Raw genomic sequence first — 15800 nt, 5'->3', positions numbered from 1 at the left:
CTACTGCAGGTAGGCCTCCATCACCACCGCGAACAGGGCCTGGTCGAGCCTCCGGCGCCTCTCCAGCAGGCTCGGGAAGAACGAGCCGGTCCGCTGCTTGTCCGATCCGCAGCTCCAGATCTCCGACCGCGCTGGTCAGGACGCGCGCGGCGCCCGTTGCGCTGGGCGGTGCAGGCGTCGCTGCGCTCGTGCGCGATCGGGTTCGATTCCCGTCGTCCGCTCAGTATTGACCTGAGTAATGGCACGCCCAAGATCACCTGAGGATCAAACGTGGCGCTACGTCGCCCAGCCGCGCAACGACGCCGTGGGGGAAGCGCGAGCACTGCGCCGAACGGGGGAGGGCCTCTGGTCGGCGGTCCGTGGGCGTCACAGGTGGAGGACGACGTGGTCGTTCTCGCAGGTCACCGAGTAGCTGCGCACCCGGAGCCTCTCCGGGTCCACCCACGACCGACCGGTGCGCAGGTCGAACTCCCACTGGTGCCAGGGGCAGCGGAGAATTTCGCCGCGCCGCTCGTAGTGGTATTCGCCAGGTCTCGGTGAGGTCAGCGCCCCGGACAGGGCGCCCTCGCACAATGGCGCGCCTTCGTGCGGGCACGTGTTGCGGAGCGCGACGTAGCGGTCGCCCAGATTGAACACGCCGACGGAGCGTCCGTCGATGTGGACGATCTTGCGCCCGCCCGGCGGGATCTCGTCGGCGGCCGCCACGACGACGTGCCTGTTCGAGCCGGTCATGCGGCCAGCCGGTAGGTCGCGCAGGCGTTGTCGTGCATGATCTGCCTGTGCAGGGTGGCCGGCACGCGGGTGCGGAAGGCGCGATGCGGGTTGTCGAAGTCCCAGTGCGGATAGTCGGTCGAGAACATCAGCAGGTCGGCGCCGACCTCGCGGATCAGCGGCACCAGATCACCGGGCCGCTCGGGTTCCTCCATGGGCTGCGTGGTGATCCGGATGTGCGAGCGCAGGTAGTGCGACGGCGGGTACCGCAGATCGGGCACCTCCTCGCCGAGCCGGGCGTGCAGCGCGTCGAGCCGGTGCGCGAGGGCGGGCACCCAGGCGAAGCCCCCTTCCAGCAGCACGACGCGGAGCTCGGGGAACCGGTCGAACACGCCGTTGAAGATCAGGCTGATGACCTGGGCCTGGAAGGCGACGGCGAGCCCGGTGTGGTCCTCGATGTAGTACGACGGCCAGCCGGTCGCGGTGATGGGCCCCGGGGTGGTTGAGGCGGCGTGGATGCCGATCGGTAGCCCTGCGCGGCAGGCCGCCTCGTAGATCGGCCAGTACTCGCGTCTGCCCAGCGGCGCGGCGGTCCGCGGGTAGAGCAGTACCTGCACGAACCCGGGGCACGTCGTGGCGCGGTCGATCTCCGCGGCGGCCAGGTCGGGGAACTCGAACGGCACCGTGATGGAGGCGCGCAGCCGGTCGTCGCGCTCGAGCCATTGGTCGACCTGCCAGTTGTTCACCGCGGTGGCGAGTGCGGCCCCGTAGGCGTCGTGGCGCTGTTCCGGGGCGCGGTAGAGGCAGTTGAGCACTGCGTGTTTCACGGGATAGGCGTCGAGCAGCTGCTCCTTCATGAACTCCAGGTCCGAGCCGGGCAGGCCGCCGGTCGGGGGCCATGCGTCGCGCCTGCTGGCGAATCGTGCCGCCTTGGGGTAGGCGTAGCCCTTGGTGAAGGGCGAGAACGTCCGGGAGCCGATGAGCTCCATGTGCCGTCGCCAACGCGTCGAGAGGTAGGGCTGCAGCTCGGCGTCGGACGAGACCGCGTTGTGCACATCGCAGTCGATCAGTGCCCCCGTGCGCATCCGATCTCCTCGGGTAGTCGGTAGACCCGGGCGGCGTTGCCGTGCAGCACGAGCTCGCGCTCGGCGGGCGAGAGCTGCTCGAGCAGCGCGGTGGGCGCGTCACCGTGGTGCCAGTGCGGGTAGTCGCCGGCGTGCAGGAGCATCCGGACCGAGCCGAGCTGGGTGAGGAACCGGTCCACCCACGCCCGGTCGATGGCGGGCGGCGCGTCGAACGGGGTGGTACTGAGCAGCACGTGCTCGCGGATCACGTGGGAGGGAGGCCGTTCGACCCAGGGCACCTCGCGGCGCAGGGCCTTCCAGTTCTTGTCGAAGCGCCACATCAATGAGGGCAGCCAGGTGACCCCGCTCTCCAGGAGCACCACCTGCAGTCCCGGGTGTGCGGCGAACACGCCTTCGGCCACCATGCTGGTGATCTGGGACTGCAGCGTGAGCGCTGCGCAGGCGTAGTCCTCGATGTAGTGCGACGGCCATCCCACCGGGGACAGGGGGTTCGCGCCGCCCACCCCCGGATGTAGCGCCACTGGTACGTCTGCCGCCTCGGCTGCCGCGTAGATCGGCCAGTAGGACCGCTGTCCGAGCGGAGCCGGGGCCGACGCCGGGAGCAGGACCTGCACGAAGCCGCGTCCTGCCCGCCGCTCGATCTCCTGGGCGGCCGCGTGCGGATCGCGCGTCGAGACGACGATCGAGGCACGGAAGCGGGTGTCGGCGGCCAGCCAGGTCGCCGCCTGCCAGTCGTTGAGGGCGCGGGCCATGCTCGCCGCCCAGTCCGGGTTGTGCAGCGCCTGCACCGCGTAGAGGCAGTTCAGGATGGCGTACCGGGCACCGGCGCCGTCGAGGACGTGGGCCCGCACGACGTCCGGGTCCGACCCGGGCGGTCCTTCGCCGGCGCGGCTACCCGGCCGCGCCGACAGCGGTGCTCCCGGTGGGTAGAACGCCGGGTCGAAGCCCTCGACGCCCGTCTCCCGGCAGTAGTCGACCCAACTGTCCGGCAGGAACGGGAAGAGGGCCGAGAGCCGCGGAACGGCGTTGTGCACGTCGCAGTCGACGGCATCGGCCGTCGCGGACATCGTTCCCACCGTCCCGCACCTCCTCACCCGGGCCCGGGGGCACCACCTCCGGTCCGCGGTGCCGCCCTCTGCCGATCCGACCGACGACGGGCTACGCGTACGTGTGGCCCTCGTCGAACCGGATCGCCTTCAGCTCCTTGCGCCCGTCGAAGTGCTGGATGCCGGTCTCGTCGTGACCGGGGAACAGCCAGGAATCGTTCTCCCGGGCGACCTGCCCGAGCGACTCCAGCGAGGTGCGCCACTTGTCGATGTCCCAGTAGATCTGCGGCTCGCCGGTGGGCTCGACGTAGTTCTCGTGGTGGTAGAGGGCGTCCGACGTGAGCAGGACCGAGCCCGTGGTCTCGAGCTGCAGCTGCAGGGCCATCTGTCCCGGTGTGTGGCCGGGCAGGTGGAGCAGGCGCACGCCGTCGGCGATCTCCATCGAGCGGCCCGAGATGAGCGTGGGCTTCTTGTCGCCGAGGAAGGCCCAGTCCACGCGGGCGAAGAAGTCCTTGTCCTCGTCCAGGCCCATGACGTGGGCGTACTCGTCCTCGTGCACGACGATCTCGGCGCCGGCATCCTCGAACAGCCGTAGGCCGCCCGCGTGGTCGGTGTGCAGGTGTCCCTGGACGACGTAACGGAAGTCGTCCGGCCCGAGCCCCAGCTGCTCGAGCCGCATCTCGAGGCAGGCCTCCGGAGTGACGGCGCCGAGGTCGACGACCTGCTTCCACTCCGGGAGCCACTCGTCCGGGCACCGTGCGGACAGGCCCGTCTCCCAGAGGATCCGGCCCTGCGGAGTCTCGATGATGTAGGCGATCGCCGGGCAGTTGTAGGGCGTCCCGACGTGTTCGGACTTGTTGACCAGGAGCGACATGTCGAGGCCCATGTAGCCCAGGTTGACGCCGCGGAGCGTGACGCCCATCGCTTCCTCCCGAGGTGGTGGTGTGGTGCGCCGAGGGACGGGCACGTCCGACGATTCGACCGCTCCGAGGGGGGTCACCGGTGTCCGAACTTGGGGCACGACGAGCCGCGTCCCCGGCCGTGTCCCAGATTGCGACAGCTCCGGCCCCGGTCCTCGACCTATCGTTCGTCAGGCGGGCGACGCTCAACGCCCTGGTCCTGCAGAACAACGAGGTTCTGGTGGAAGGGATCGAGTAGTGGACGACATCCTGGCGCGTGACCGAGAGTCCTTCCTCTCGTCGGGCACGGCTCCGGTGCGCGTGCGCGCCGAGATCTCCTCGTCGTGGCAACGGTGCTCGAGCTGGTCGGTGGCCACCGACCGCCTGGCCCCGCCGTACCGCCCGGGCGTCGACCCGGAGTCGCGGCTGCTGCGTGCGGCCGGCCCGGTCCTGGACGCGATGAACGCGCGGCTCGGTGAGCTCGGCATCAGCTTCCTCGTGACCGACGCGACCGCGCGCATACTCGACCGTCGTGTGCAGAACCGGCGGCTCCTGCACATGCTCGACTCCCTCCACATCACCCCGGGTTTCGTCTTCGCCGAGGACGCGGTGGGGACCAACGGCGTGGGCACGGCCGTCGAGCTCGGCCGGACCACCCGTATCGACGGCCACGAGCACTACGTCGACGAGCTCGTCCAGTTCACCTGCGTCGGCGTGCCGATCATGGACCCGTTGACGCGCCGCGCGATGGGCATTCTGGACATCACCTGTGGTGCGGACCGCGACAACGGGCTGGTGACCGTGCTCGCCGAGCAGACGGCGAGGACGATCGAGCAGCGGCTCTTCGAGCAGCAGACCGTCCAGGAACGCGCGCTGCTGGCACACTTTCTGTCCGGCAGCAGGCGCTCCCATGCCGGGATCCTCGTCCTCAACGACCGCGTCCAGATGGCCAATCCCCAGGCGGCAAGGCTGCTCGACGGGGTGGACCAGCCGCTCCTGTGGGACCACGTCGCCCGGGTGCTCGCCGGTTCCTGCGCCGACGGAACGGTCGACGGCGAGCTCCCGCTGCCCTGTGGACGCAGTGCCCGGACCCGGACCATGCGCCTGCGGGACGGGGGAGAAGTGATCGGCGCGCTGGTCGAGATCCGGCCCGCAACCGAGCCCACGGCGTCGCCGGGGCCCGCCGCCCGCCTCACCGCGCCCGACGGGCTGGCCGGTACCGACCGGGCCTTCCTCTGGGCGTGCCGCGCGGCTCGGGCGGCGCTCGCCGCCCGGACCGTAGTGCTCTGTGGCGAACCAGGGGTCGGCAAGGCCGCGGTCGGGTCCGCACTCCTCCGCGAGCCCGGCGACGACCCACGGGTCTGCGACGCCGCGCAGGCCGAGGTCACCGGCCTCGACGCGTGGATCGACGATCTGCGCGTTCTGCTCGCCGGACCGCCCGGCGCGCTCCTGCTGCGCCACCTCGACCTGCTCGACGGGCTCGGCCGACGGCGCCTGTCCGCGATCCTCGGCGACGCGGGCTCCCGCGGATGGCGCTGCGCGGCGACCTTCACGTGCGCCTCGTCCTGGGACGATATGGTGCTGCCCGGGCTCGACGCCGATCAGCTCCGACTACCGCCGCTGCGCAACCGGTTGCGCGACATCCCGACGCTGGTCGCCGCCATCGCCGCCCCCCGCAGGTTCGCACCCGAGGCCGTGCAGCTGCTCATGCGCCTGTCCTGGCCGGGCAACATCCGCGAGTTGCGGAGGCTGGTGGAGCGGGTGCTCGAGGCGACGCCGGGCGGAGCGGTCCCCGGGCTCGCCGACCTGCCCCCGGAGGTGCGGTGCGCGGCTCCGCGCCTCACGCTCACCCGCTTCGAGCGGGCCGAGATCCACGCGATCCTCGATGCGATGGCCGAGACCGGTGGGAACAAGAAGGACGCCGCCGCGCTGCTCGGCATCTCGCGGTCCACTCTCTACCGCAAGCTGCAGGCCGCCGGCGTCGACCTGGACAACACCACCTTCTGACGCCGGGTGTGCGGGGCCGACGACCGCGTGTTCGAGGTTCGGACACCGCCGGGTGCCGCCTCCCTCCTACCCTCGGACCATGGATCGCAGCGATGGCACCGGCTCGAACGGAGCAGCAGACGCGCACCGATCGACCCACGTGGTCGACGCTGCCCTGGCGGAGCTTCGGCGCGGCCGGATGGTTCTCGTCCTCGACGACGAGGACCGCGAGAACGAGGGCGACCTGATCATGGCCGCGGAACTGGCGACGCCCGAGGCGATCGGGTTCATGATCCGCCACACGAGCGGCCTGATCTGCGTCGGCATTCTCGGTGAGCGCGCCGACGCGCTCGACCTGAGCCCGATGGTCGAGGACGCCGACGACCCCCGCGGTACCGCCTTCACCGTCTCGATCGACCTCAAGCAGGGCACGAGCACGGGGGTCTCCGGCGCCGACCGGGCTGCGACGATCCGTGCCCTGGCCGACCCGGCCACCCGCCCCGAGGCCCTCTCGCGGCCGGGCCACGTGGTCCCCCTGCGCGCCCGTCCCGGCGGCGTGCTCGACCGTCCCGGGCACACCGAGAGCGCGGTCGACCTGTGTCGGCTCGCCGGCCTGGTCCCGGCGGGCGTGTTGGCCGAGGTGACCAACGACGACGGCACGATGGCCCGCCGCCCCGAGCTCGAGCGCTTCGCCGCCGAGCACGGCCTGGTGGTGCTCACTGTGGCGGACATCGTGCGTCGTCGTCGCGGAACGACCACTCTCGTCCATCGCGAGGCCGCGGGGCGGGTGCCCACCACACACGGGGAGTTCACCGCGCTGACCTATCGCGCCGCCGACGGTGTCGAGCACGTCGCACTCGTGCACGGTGGGCTGGACGCCGCCGGTCGGCTGGCCCGGCTCGCCGACGGGACGGACGGGTCCGATGCCGCGGTCCTGGTGCGGGTCCACTCGGAATGCCTCACGGGGGACGTCTTCGGGTCGCGGCGCTGCGACTGCGGCGAGCAGCTCGACGGGGCCCTGGAGCGGATCGCGGCCGAGGGCCGCGGCGTCGTGGTCTATCTGCGTGGCCACGAGGGCCGGGGCATCGGGCTCTCGCACAAGCTGCGCGCGTACACGCTGCAGGACGGCGGCCTGGACACGGTCGACGCGAACCTCGTGCAGGGCCTGCCGATCGACAGCCGGGACTACGGCGTCGGCGCGGAGATCCTGCGCGACCTCGGCGTCGACCACGTCCGCCTCATGACCAACAACCCCGCCAAGGAGAGCGGGCTCGCGGACCACGGGGTGCAGATCGTCCGCCGCGAGCCACTGGTCACCCCACCGAACCCGGACAACATCAGCTACCTCACCACCAAGCGGGTACGGATGAACCACGACCTCGACGGGCTCTCGGCGGGCGCTCACGCTGATTCCAGCGGGGGTGCGCAGGTCTCATGAGCGATGTGGGCGGACGTGACCTTCACCTACTCGATGGGGCGCGTCATCCGCGACCATCTCGCCTCGCTCTCACCTCAGCGAACGAAGCCTGGGCCCTCGATCACGGGGTGCGCGGCGAGGAAGTCCTCGTCGACCTCCACCCCGAGCCCCGGTCCCTCCGGCGGGAGTACGGTGCCGTCCGGGCGGGTCGGGAGCGGGGTCGGCACCAGCTCGTCGCGGAACAGATTGTCGTGGCTGACGTCGGCCTCGTAGTAGCCCGCGTTCTCGGTCGCCGCGAGCAGGTGCACGGTCGCGGCCATGTTCAGCCCCGTCGAGGCGGTGTGGGGGTGGACGCGCAGTTTCCACGCCGAGGCCATCGAGGCGATCCGCTGCACCTCGGTGATCCCGCCGGACTTGGACAGGTCGGGCTGCAGGACGGTGACGGCGCCGTCCTCGACCAGCCGGTGGAACTCGAAGCGGGTGTAGTGGTTCTCGCCGGCCGCCAGCGGTACCCCGACGAACCGTGCGGCCTCGCTGTAGCTGCGGTGGTCGTGCGGCGGGAACGGCTCCTCCAGCCAGCCGACCCGGTGCTCGCGTAGGCCGGGGGCGACGCGTCGGACGTCGTCGAGGTCGTAGGCGGTGTTCGCGTCGACGAGGATGTCCAGGTCGGGGAACTCCGCGCGGACCGCGGCGATGCGGGCGAGGTCCGGTCCCGGACCCTCCCCGATGCGCAGCTTGACCGCCCGGTACCCACCTGCGACCAGTGGCCGTACCTGATCGAGCAGTGCCTCCGGCTCGTTCCAGCCCAGCGCCACACCGCCGGCGTACGCCCGGACCGGTCGGGCCGCGCCGCCGAGCAGCCGGTGCAGCGGCCAGCCGACCGCCTTGCCCCGCACGTCCCAGAGCGCTATGTCGATTCCGCTCAGCGCGATCGCGGCGGCGGCGCCGAGTCCGTGGCTGGCGAGCTGGGCGGTGTAGACGGTGCGCCAGACACCGACGACGTCGGCGGCGTCCAGCCCGAGGACCAGCTCGCGCAGCGTGCTGTTGATCAGGTGTCCGATCGTGCCCGGCGAGCGGGCGTGGTGTGCCTCGCCCCAGCCCACGAGGCCGTCGGCGGTGCGCACGCGCACGACCACCGCGTCACGCTTGACCGCGCGGCCGATCCCGAGCCGCTCACCGCCACGCGGGCTGACGGGGAACGAGGTGGGGAACGCGGTGACGTCGACGATCTTCATCGCGGGCTCCGCGCCCTGCTGCCGGTCACCCTGTGGGCCCGGACTCGACGCCCGGGAAGTCCGCGGTCGTGAGCAGGCGCCGTCGGACCCGCGCGACGAGCGGACCGGCCTCCTCGCTACGCGCGGCCACGGTCTTCCACTCCGGGTCGGCGAAGAAGGCGGCCCACTTGCTCTGCAGGTCGTCGTAGGAGTCGAAGCGCAGGACGTAGACGATCTCGTTCTTCGAGTCGTCCCCGACATCGGTGCGACTGAGGAACACCAGCTCCATCCCGTGCTTGCGGAAGATCCGGCAGGTGGCGGAGTTGAACCGCTCGACCAGCGCCGGCAGACGTCCGGGCACGGCGGTGTACTCGCGCAGCTCGTAGATCATCGTGACGCTCCCGGTGCCGACGGGGACGTCGGCGGGTCGACGGTGACGGTCTCGGTCGTGATGAGGAACGGCAGGTGCCCGGGCGCGAGGAAGTGCGGCTCGTCCTCGCGGGTCGCACGGTACTCGGGCAGGGTCGCGGACCGGCGCATCGCCGCGACGTCGGCGAACCAGGTCGTCGCCAGCCCGTCCCAGCGCGGCGCGTCGTCCTCGGTCGCGGAGGACGAGGGCAGGCAGTGGCTCTGCACGTATCTTCGGATGGGCGCGATCGTGGCGGCCAGGGGCCCGTGCACCTCCCGCCAGTAGCGGCGGAAATCGGGGCACGGCAGGTCCGCGCGACGGGTCACGAACTCGATGCTCTTGACCCCGGCAGCGGGCGGCCCGAGGTCCTTGACGACGTGCTCCTCGACGTGCAGGACGCTCAGCGAAGCCGGGTCGAGCGCGGGGTCGCCGGTCAGCGCGGTGAAGGCCCGGGAGGCGCTGGCCCACCGGGCCACCCCTTCATCGGGGAACCAGAGCTCGTGGACGACGTCATAGATCGGGGCGCCGCGGCGGTAGCCGCCGAGCAGGGTGAGCGACTGCGCCTGACGAGTCGCACCCTCCAGCCCGGCGAGCCCTCCGGCGAGCTCCTCGGCCGCCCACGTCCGGAACCGTTCGAGCGGCAGTCCCGACGCGCGGCGGCCGAGCACGACCACCTTCACCGGTCCGCTGTGCACGTGACGACCTCCTGTCCTGTGTCCTGCCGTTCGGCGGCTGTCGCGCGGAGTGCGGCGGTGAACCGCGTCCGGACCGTGCCGGGATCGACGAACGGCGAGGGGCCGGGCCGGCTGCCGGTCCGGACGACGGCCTCGACCAGCGCTGGGCGGGGCAGCTCCAGCAGCGCGTCGCGCAGGTTCCCGCCGTCCGACACGCGAGCGGCGGTGAGACCGGGAAGGGCGCCCGCCACGTCGGCGAAGCAGGGATCGACGGGCAGCGGCTGCCCGCCGGTGATCGAGTAGAGCCCGTCGGTCAGCACCACGGTGACGAGGTTCGCCGGCCGGTACGCGGCGACGGACCAGAGCCCGTTGGCGCTCATCAGCAGTTCGCCGTCCCCGAGCAGGGCGACGACGGTGCGCTCGGGCACCGCCTCCGCGACCCCGAGTGCGGTGGCGAGCGCCGACCCCATCGCGCCGCCGAGGTACAGGTGCGGGCCGTCGTCGGACGCGAGCCGCAGCGCCGACGTCGCCGTGCCGAGCGCGGCGACCACGAGAGCGTGCGGATGTGCGGCCAGCACCACCGCCGCCACGTCAGTGGGCTCCACGGCCACCGCCCAGTTCCGGTTCGAGCGCAACCGCGGCGGTACGCCCGGCTCGCTGGACCAGCGTGAGGACCCCGCCCACGGTCGAGGCCGCGTCCCCGCCGTGCGGGTCCCGGAGCGGGTAGACGGGGACGCCGAGTGCAGCGAGCAGCGCGGGAGTGGCCAGCCCGATCGGCACCTGTGCCGGGTTGGCCTCGCCGAGGGTCCCCCGCATCGAGAGGACCAGGGGCAGCCCGATGCCGTAGGCCACGACGAGCGAGCCCAGGGCGTTGAGGCTGTTGCCCAGACCGGAGCACTGCATGAGCACGACCGGGCGCCCACCCGCGAGCGCGCGGCCCGCCGCGTAGCCGACGCACTCCTCCTCCCGGGTGAGGCAGCGCATCGCCACCCCGCGTTCGGCCAGCCGCACGAGCACGCCCTGCAGCCGTGAGTCCGGCAGGTACGCCGCGACGTCCACGCCGCCGTCGGCGAGCGCGTCGCCCACCGCAGCCGCCCAGGCGAGGCTCCCGCTCACGTCGTCGTCCGCCTCCGCACGGCGCGGCCTACTGCGCCTCGTCCAGCCGGAACCCGACCTTCAGGCCGACCTGGACGTGATCGACGGCCCCCTCGGCGAGGTGCCCTCGGATCTGGGTGACCTCGAACCAGTCGAGACCGTGCACGGTCTGCGCAGCGCGGGCGATCCCGTTGTGGATGGCCTCGTCCACCGACCGGGGTGAGGACCCGACTATCTCGATGACGCGGTAGATGTGCTCGGACACAGGCGCTCCTTCGATCTGGGCGGACGTCCACGGTCACGCTGCCGGCGCTGTCCGGGGGACGTGGGGGCGTGGCGTCCCCGCCTGTCGCCGCGCCCCCCGCCCCGGTCCGGGCGTCTAGCGGAACTCGGGGATGATGTGCTCGGCGAAGAGCTCGAGCTGCCGCTTGGCCTCGTCGAGCGGCATCAGGCCCTGGTCGAAGAACCAGGAGAACCACTCGAGCTCGCCGCCGTTGCCGTGGATCGTCGCCAGGTCCTCGATGTCGCGCTTGATGTCGTCGACCGTGCCCACCAGTCCGTACTTGGTCTTGGTGAACCGTTCCATCGTCCATTCCTCCGGGGGCAGCAGTGCCGATCCCTTCGGGTACGTCTGCTCGTCGCCGGGCAGGCGCAGCGCCTCCCAGAACCCGAACCCGGAGAAGTAGATCTGGAATCCGTAGTAGTTCGTCCGCTCCATCAGGTTCCAGGCCTGTTGCCGGTCCTCACCGAAGGCGACCGCGCGGAACGCGCCGATGTTCTCACCGAGCTTGAGATCGCGACCCGCTTCCGCGGCCGAGGACTGGTACAGCTTGGCCAGGTGCGTGAACTGCCCGGGCTCCGCTACAAGGATGATCGGCATCACGCCGTGGTGCGCGGTGTGCACCATCGTCGACTCGGACACCGAGAACGGCTGGAACGCCGGGGGATAGGGCTGCTGGTAGGGCTTGGGGATCACCGAGATCCCACGGATGTGGCCGTTCTCGTCGATCTCGTCCGGGTGCCCGTACTGGCGGGTCCACTCGGCCGCCGGCCAGCGGGTGATGCCCTCCTTGGGCGGCACCTTGTAGAACTCGCCGTCGAAGGTCAGCAGGTCCTCCGTCCACGCCTTGTAGATCAGCTCGAGGTACTCCTCGTGCACCGCGCGGTTGTGCTTGTCGTCGGGGCTGCCGTCCATCGGAGTGCCCTTGACCGGGATGTGCTGACCGAAGACGTTCACCCAGCGGTCCTGGTAACCACGTGCGTACCCGCCGTACACCCGGCCCGCGGTCAGGTGGTCGAGGTAGGCGACCTGCTCGGCCACCCGGAGCGGGTCGTTGGCGGGCAGCACGAGCGACAGCGGCGCGAAGGCGATGTTCTCGGTCCGGGCGGCCAGGTCGGCGTACAGCATCATCGGCTGGACCGACGCCTCGAACCCCTCCGAGTGGAAGTGGTGCTCCGTGGTCGAGAAGACGTCGAAACCCGCCTGGTCGGCGAAGACCGCGAGTTCGCGGACCTCGGCGATCATCGCCTGGAAGGCGTCGACGTCCCGGCCGATGGGGCGCTTCGCAGCACGCTCCTCCAACGTCGCCGGGATCGTCGGCAGCATGAACAGCTGGAACTTCACCGTCGGGCTCCCTCGAGGTACAGGACCGGCGGGCACGCCGGGTCCGAGGACGATTGGCTTGCTGACGTGTCGATCGAACCTCGGGAAGGGCTCTCGTTCGTGTCCCAATTTGCCCCACGCGACCGGGCGCCATCGAACGAACGGCCCGCTGCGGCCCGCTGCTCAGCCCGGGAGCATCCACGCCGTGCCGACCACTGCCGGGCCGGTCGGCGTTCGTCCCGTCAGCGCCCACGTTCGGGGCTCCTCGCCCGGCCCGCAGCATCCTCGGTGATCTCGACCGTGATCGGCGTTCCCTCGGGAAATGCCCACCGTGTGGATCAGGGGAGTCGGTCGGTCGCCGCCCCGGTCGGCGAGCCAGCCACTCCGGGAGATCTGCATTTCGCCAAGCGCCGCCAAGTCGATCCGGCCGCGGCGGATCCAGCCGAAGCTGGATTTGGAATGGTGAAGGGTCAGCTGTGGCGCAGGGCAGCGGTGAGGAAACGGCGCAGGTGTTCACGCTTGCCCCCGGCAGCGTCGGGGCCTGCGATGTTGTCGATGCGCGCGTCGAAGGAACTTTGGGTGAGGGCTCCGACGGCGAACAGGTAGGCCCAGGCGTGGTAGCCGGGCGGGCGGTCCGGCAGGATCCGCTCGAGGGCGGCCACGAACTCGCGGGCCATCGGGTCGAACAGCCCGGAGATGATCGCGCGGTCCTGGCTGGAGGGGTCGGAGGCCTCGCGGAGCACGAGCCGGGCGAACCAGACGTCCGCCGGGTCGTCGTGCAGATCGAGGACGGGATCCACGAAGGCGGACACCAGCCGGTCCAGCGCGTCGGGTGCCTGCGGATCGGTCACCTCGCGCAGCCGGGCCAGCCGGTCGTCGTTGACGTACTGGCGGGCCTCGAAGATGGACTGGTAGAGCCCCTCCTTGGTGGTGAAGTGGTACACGACCAAGGAGAGGCCGACGCCCGCGGCCTCGGCCACCTCGCGCATCGTGGCGCCGTCGAAACCCTTGCGCGCGAACACGACCTCGGCCGCGGCGAGGACCTGCTCGCGTTTGGAGGTGGCGGTCGTGGTCACGACGCCACCCTACGGCGTGAGCCGCAGCAGGTCGCTGGTCTCCTCCACGCCGGCGATGGGCAGGTCGAGGGCGCGAGCGAGGGCGACGGTGCGTTCCACGAGGGGGAGGCTGCCGGGGCTGAGCTCGCCCTTGCGCAGGTAGAGGGTGTCCTCCAAGCCGGCGCGGGCGTTGCCGCCGAGGGCGAGCGCGATGGCGGTGAGCTCGAGGTTGCGGCGGCCGATCGCGATGACCTGCCAGACGGCGCCAGGTGGGAGCCTGCGCACCATGGTGAGCAGGTTCTCCGGGGTCGCGGCCATGCCCCCGGCGACGCCGAGGACGAGGGAGAACTGCAGGGGTTCGTCGGGCAGCAGCCCCTCGTAGCGCAGGCGCAGGCAGGCGTCGAGGTGGCCGGTGTCGTAGATCTCCAGCTCCGGCTTGACGCCCAGTTCGGCCATCCGAGCGGCGAGGTGCCGGACCTCGGCGGGCGGGTTGCGGAACTCGCCCGCCCCGAAGCTCATGCTGCACGGGTTGAGCGTGGCCATCCGCGGTCGGAGCTCGACGAGCGCGGCGCGCTCGTCGAAGGGGACGCTGAGCCCCACCCCGGTGGAGAGCTGGATGAGGATCGGGCACCGCTCGGCGATCAGGTCCATGGTGCGGCGGGCGATGTCCGGGTCGGCGGTGGGCCGGTGCTCGGTGTCGCGCAGGTGGATGTGGGCGACCGAGGCCCCCGCCTCGTACGCCCGAGCGACCGCGTCGGCGATCTCGTCGGGCTGGGTGGGCAGGTGCGGATTGTCCTGCTTGGAGGCGATCGGACCGGTGGGGGCGACGGTGACGACGACACTCACGAGGCGGCTCCGGGGATGATCGGGACGAGGAGGGTGGCGGGCAGCTCGGGCGTGCTCTGCAGGGTGGTGCGCCCGCCGAAGACCTGGACGGGGCGGTCGTCGGGGTCGGTGTGCCACCAGCATCCGGATCCGGTCATCGCCCGCTGGTAGATCATCGGGTGCGGCTCGGGCAGCCCGTTGTCGTAGTCGCGGCCGAGGATCGTCAACCCCAGACGGTACCCGGCGGGCGCGACGATGCAGGTGGGCCAGATCTCCACGTCCACCCGGTACGGCTCGCCCGGTTCCAGCGGCTGGAACTCGTCATGGGTGTGCCAGGGCTGGTAGGGCCGGCTCCGGTCCGGGTCGAGCTTGCGGTGCGAGGCCCGCAACCAGCCCTGCGACAGTGGCGCGCGCGGTTCGACGGCCGCGGTGAACAGCACCTCCTCGCCGTGCGGGTCGAACAGGCGGAGGACGACGAACAGATCGGCGTCGGTGGTGGACGAGCGCAGCGTGAGGCTCGTGGCCGACGGGCCGGTGATCTCGGTGTCCTCGGCGAACGGCTCGGCGAGCAGGGTGACCCCCTCGCCCAGGGCGTCGAACTCCGCGGCCGACGCTGTCCTGGGCGGCTCGGTGGACAGCGCCCGGCGGTCGAAATCGAGGTAGTAGGAGGTCCAGTTCGTCCGCGCCAGGGGCCATTCGTGCTCGGCGCGCCGGGTGAACCCACCGTCGACGTCGCGGACCTGCAGCTGCACCGGGGGTTGGCGGTCCCAGCCGTTGTCCACGTCGAGGAGGAAGTGGTCGAAGAACCGTTTCTGCAGGTCGCGGCCGTAGGCGGTGTAGAACTCGGTCCAGTGCTCGAGGCCGTGGACCTCCAGCCACTTCTGCGTGGAGCCCGCGTCGGTGAAGCCGGTGAAGTTCCCGCGGGAGTGCAGGCCCTGGCCGCCCCAGTTCGCGGCGGAGAGCACCGGGACCTCGATCGCGCCCAGGTCGGCGCGGCGCTGCGCGTAGAACTCGTCGTCGAGCGGATGGGCCAGGATCTCGGCGCGGATGTCGACCCGGTTCGCGGCGCGGACCTCCTCGTCGAGCGTCTCGGGGCCGGCGATGGACTGGCCGGTGTTCGGGTTGGTGCGGCCCTTCTCGCCGAGGCCGTACTGCACGTTCATGACCTGGAACGGGTACCACGTGGCCCAGAACTCGGAGACGATCCCGCCGTGGTGGGTGGCGTCCCGGTACAGGTCCGAGGCGCCCTCGAACGGGCAGATCGCGGCCAGGTGGGGCGGGCGCTGCGCCGCGACCAGCCACTGGTTCATCGCGTAGTACGACACCCCGTTGAGGCCGACCCGGCCGTTGCTCCAGGGCTGCGCGGCGGCCCATTCGATCGCCTCGTAGTAGTCGCGGGTCTCGCGTGGGGAGAAGGGGTCGATACGGCCCGGAGACCAGCCGGACCCGCGGGAGTCGACCCGGATGCACACGTAGCCGTGGGGCACCCAGCGCTCGGGGTCAACGACCTCCCAGGCCTGGTAGGCGTTCGTCGACCCGTCGACCACGTCGGGGTGCTCGGCGGCGAGTTTCTGCCACTGGGCGGGGAAGCCCTCGGCGAAGTGCAGGCCCTTCCCGTAGGGGCCGTAGGTTATCAGGACGGGGTGCGGATCGGCGTCGTCGGGGCGGAAGACGTCCGCGCGCAGGATCGTCCCGTCGTCGACCGGGATCGGGACGTTCCAGTCGATGCGCATGCCGGCTGCGAGCTCGGTGCGATGGTGCTCGTCGGTCACGGTGTTCCT

The 15800-nt window shown here is 71.4% G+C and carries 16 protein-coding genes and 1 pseudogene; 2 read left to right on the top strand and 15 right to left on the bottom strand.

Annotated features, from left to right (window positions below; translation table 11 throughout):
* Positions 1-6: 6 nt before the first annotated feature.
* From LWC35_RS05550 to LWC35_RS05530, 5 genes and pseudogenes are all read right to left on the bottom strand, one after another.
* Positions 7-191 (bottom strand): annotated as a pseudogene (locus LWC35_RS05550) (transposase); the annotation flags it as partial.
* 175 nt (positions 192-366) lie between these two features.
* The gene (locus LWC35_RS05545; protein ID WP_232868799.1) at positions 367-732 is read right to left on the bottom strand and encodes a Rieske (2Fe-2S) protein; all 366 of its coding nucleotides are present in this window, start codon (positions 730-732) and stop codon (positions 367-369) included.
* On the bottom strand, positions 729-1796 hold the full coding sequence (locus LWC35_RS05540) for an amidohydrolase family protein (protein WP_232868798.1): 1068 nt from the start codon (positions 1794-1796) through the stop codon (positions 729-731). The genes LWC35_RS05545 and LWC35_RS05540 overlap by 4 nt, the downstream gene beginning before the upstream one ends.
* Positions 1778-2863 carry an amidohydrolase family protein gene (locus LWC35_RS05535; protein ID WP_232868797.1) on the bottom strand — a complete coding sequence of 362 codons (1086 nt, stop codon included), beginning with the start codon at positions 2861-2863 and terminating at the stop codon, positions 1778-1780. The genes LWC35_RS05540 and LWC35_RS05535 overlap by 19 nt, the downstream gene beginning before the upstream one ends.
* A 91-nt stretch (positions 2864-2954) precedes the next feature.
* Positions 2955-3764: an N-acyl homoserine lactonase family protein gene (locus tag LWC35_RS05530; protein ID WP_232868796.1), complete on the bottom strand. Its 810-nt coding sequence runs from the start codon at positions 3762-3764 to the stop codon at positions 2955-2957.
* A 235-nt stretch (positions 3765-3999) separates the two neighbouring features.
* Between LWC35_RS05530 and LWC35_RS40145 the strand changes: the two genes are divergently transcribed.
* A complete protein-coding gene (locus tag LWC35_RS40145) occupies positions 4000-5748 on the top strand; it encodes a sigma-54-dependent Fis family transcriptional regulator (protein WP_232868795.1) in 1749 nt (582 codons plus the stop codon).
* Positions 5749-5827: 79 nt separating this feature from the next.
* Positions 5828-7165, top strand: a complete 1338-nt coding sequence (locus LWC35_RS05520; RefSeq protein WP_269803643.1) for a bifunctional 3,4-dihydroxy-2-butanone-4-phosphate synthase/GTP cyclohydrolase II — start codon at positions 5828-5830, stop codon at positions 7163-7165.
* A gap of 74 nt (positions 7166-7239) precedes the next feature.
* Here LWC35_RS05520 and LWC35_RS05515 read toward each other — a convergent pair whose 3' ends face one another.
* The 10 genes from LWC35_RS05515 to LWC35_RS05470 form a co-directional block, all read right to left on the bottom strand.
* On the bottom strand, positions 7240-8379 hold the full coding sequence (locus LWC35_RS05515) for a mandelate racemase/muconate lactonizing enzyme family protein (protein WP_232868794.1): 1140 nt from the start codon (positions 8377-8379) through the stop codon (positions 7240-7242).
* Between the two features lie 25 nt (positions 8380-8404).
* A complete protein-coding gene (locus LWC35_RS05510; protein ID WP_232868793.1) occupies positions 8405-8749 on the bottom strand; it encodes an NIPSNAP family protein in 345 nt (114 codons plus the stop codon).
* The gene (locus LWC35_RS40140) at positions 8746-9462 is read right to left on the bottom strand and encodes an EthD domain-containing protein (RefSeq protein ID WP_232868792.1); all 717 of its coding nucleotides are present in this window, start codon (positions 9460-9462) and stop codon (positions 8746-8748) included. The genes LWC35_RS05510 and LWC35_RS40140 overlap by 4 nt, the downstream gene beginning before the upstream one ends.
* Positions 9444-10046: a thiamine pyrophosphate-dependent enzyme gene (locus LWC35_RS05500; protein ID WP_232868791.1), complete on the bottom strand. Its 603-nt coding sequence runs from the start codon at positions 10044-10046 to the stop codon at positions 9444-9446. The genes LWC35_RS40140 and LWC35_RS05500 overlap by 19 nt, the downstream gene beginning before the upstream one ends.
* Complete coding sequence (locus LWC35_RS05495; RefSeq protein ID WP_232868790.1) at positions 10033-10557, bottom strand: thiamine pyrophosphate-binding protein; 525 nt, start codon at positions 10555-10557, stop codon at positions 10033-10035. The genes LWC35_RS05500 and LWC35_RS05495 overlap by 14 nt, the downstream gene beginning before the upstream one ends.
* A gap of 28 nt (positions 10558-10585) precedes the next feature.
* Positions 10586-10801: a dodecin gene (locus LWC35_RS05490; RefSeq protein ID WP_232868789.1), complete on the bottom strand. Its 216-nt coding sequence runs from the start codon at positions 10799-10801 to the stop codon at positions 10586-10588.
* A 114-nt stretch (positions 10802-10915) separates the two neighbouring features.
* On the bottom strand, positions 10916-12160 hold the full coding sequence (locus LWC35_RS05485; RefSeq protein WP_232868788.1) for an LLM class flavin-dependent oxidoreductase: 1245 nt from the start codon (positions 12158-12160) through the stop codon (positions 10916-10918).
* Between the two features lie 449 nt (positions 12161-12609).
* Positions 12610-13215 (bottom strand): TetR/AcrR family transcriptional regulator, encoded by a 606-nt coding sequence (locus LWC35_RS40135; protein ID WP_232868787.1) that lies wholly within the window; start codon positions 13213-13215, stop codon positions 12610-12612.
* A gap of 9 nt (positions 13216-13224) precedes the next feature.
* Entirely contained in the window at positions 13225-14040 is an 816-nt protein-coding gene (locus LWC35_RS05475) for a beta-keto acid cleavage family enzyme (RefSeq protein ID WP_232868786.1), read from the bottom strand.
* Positions 14037-15791, bottom strand: a complete 1755-nt coding sequence (locus LWC35_RS05470) for a CocE/NonD family hydrolase (RefSeq protein ID WP_232868785.1) — start codon at positions 15789-15791, stop codon at positions 14037-14039. Before LWC35_RS05470 ends, LWC35_RS05475 begins: the two co-directional genes overlap by 4 nt.
* Positions 15792-15800 lie beyond the last annotated feature (9 nt).

This window comes from Pseudonocardia kujensis, from assembly GCF_021283305.1.
GTDB classification, from domain to species: domain Bacteria; phylum Actinomycetota; class Actinomycetes; order Mycobacteriales; family Pseudonocardiaceae; genus Pseudonocardia; species Pseudonocardia kujensis.
This window is presented reverse-complemented; position numbering and strand designations above follow the sequence as displayed.

What these genes read in the sequence shown, in the direction of transcription:
- LWC35_RS05545 (WP_232868799.1), bottom strand. Translation starts at nt 732, where the DNA reads ATGACCGGCTCGAACAGGCACGTCGTCGTGGCGGCCGCCGACGAGATC.
- LWC35_RS05540 (WP_232868798.1), bottom strand. Translation starts at nt 1,796, where the DNA reads ATGCGCACGGGGGCACTGATCGACTGCGATGTGCACAACGCGGTCTCG.
- LWC35_RS05535 (WP_232868797.1), bottom strand. Translation starts at nt 2,863, where the DNA reads ATGTCCGCGACGGCCGATGCCGTCGACTGCGACGTGCACAACGCCGTT.
- LWC35_RS05530 (WP_232868796.1), bottom strand. Translation starts at nt 3,764, where the DNA reads ATGGGCGTCACGCTCCGCGGCGTCAACCTGGGCTACATGGGCCTCGAC.
- LWC35_RS05520 (WP_269803643.1), top strand. Translation starts at nt 5,828, where the DNA reads ATGGATCGCAGCGATGGCACCGGCTCGAACGGAGCAGCAGACGCGCAC.
- LWC35_RS05515 (WP_232868794.1), bottom strand. Translation starts at nt 8,379, where the DNA reads ATGAAGATCGTCGACGTCACCGCGTTCCCCACCTCGTTCCCCGTCAGC.
- LWC35_RS05510 (WP_232868793.1), bottom strand. Translation starts at nt 8,749, where the DNA reads ATGATCTACGAGCTGCGCGAGTACACCGCCGTGCCCGGACGTCTGCCG.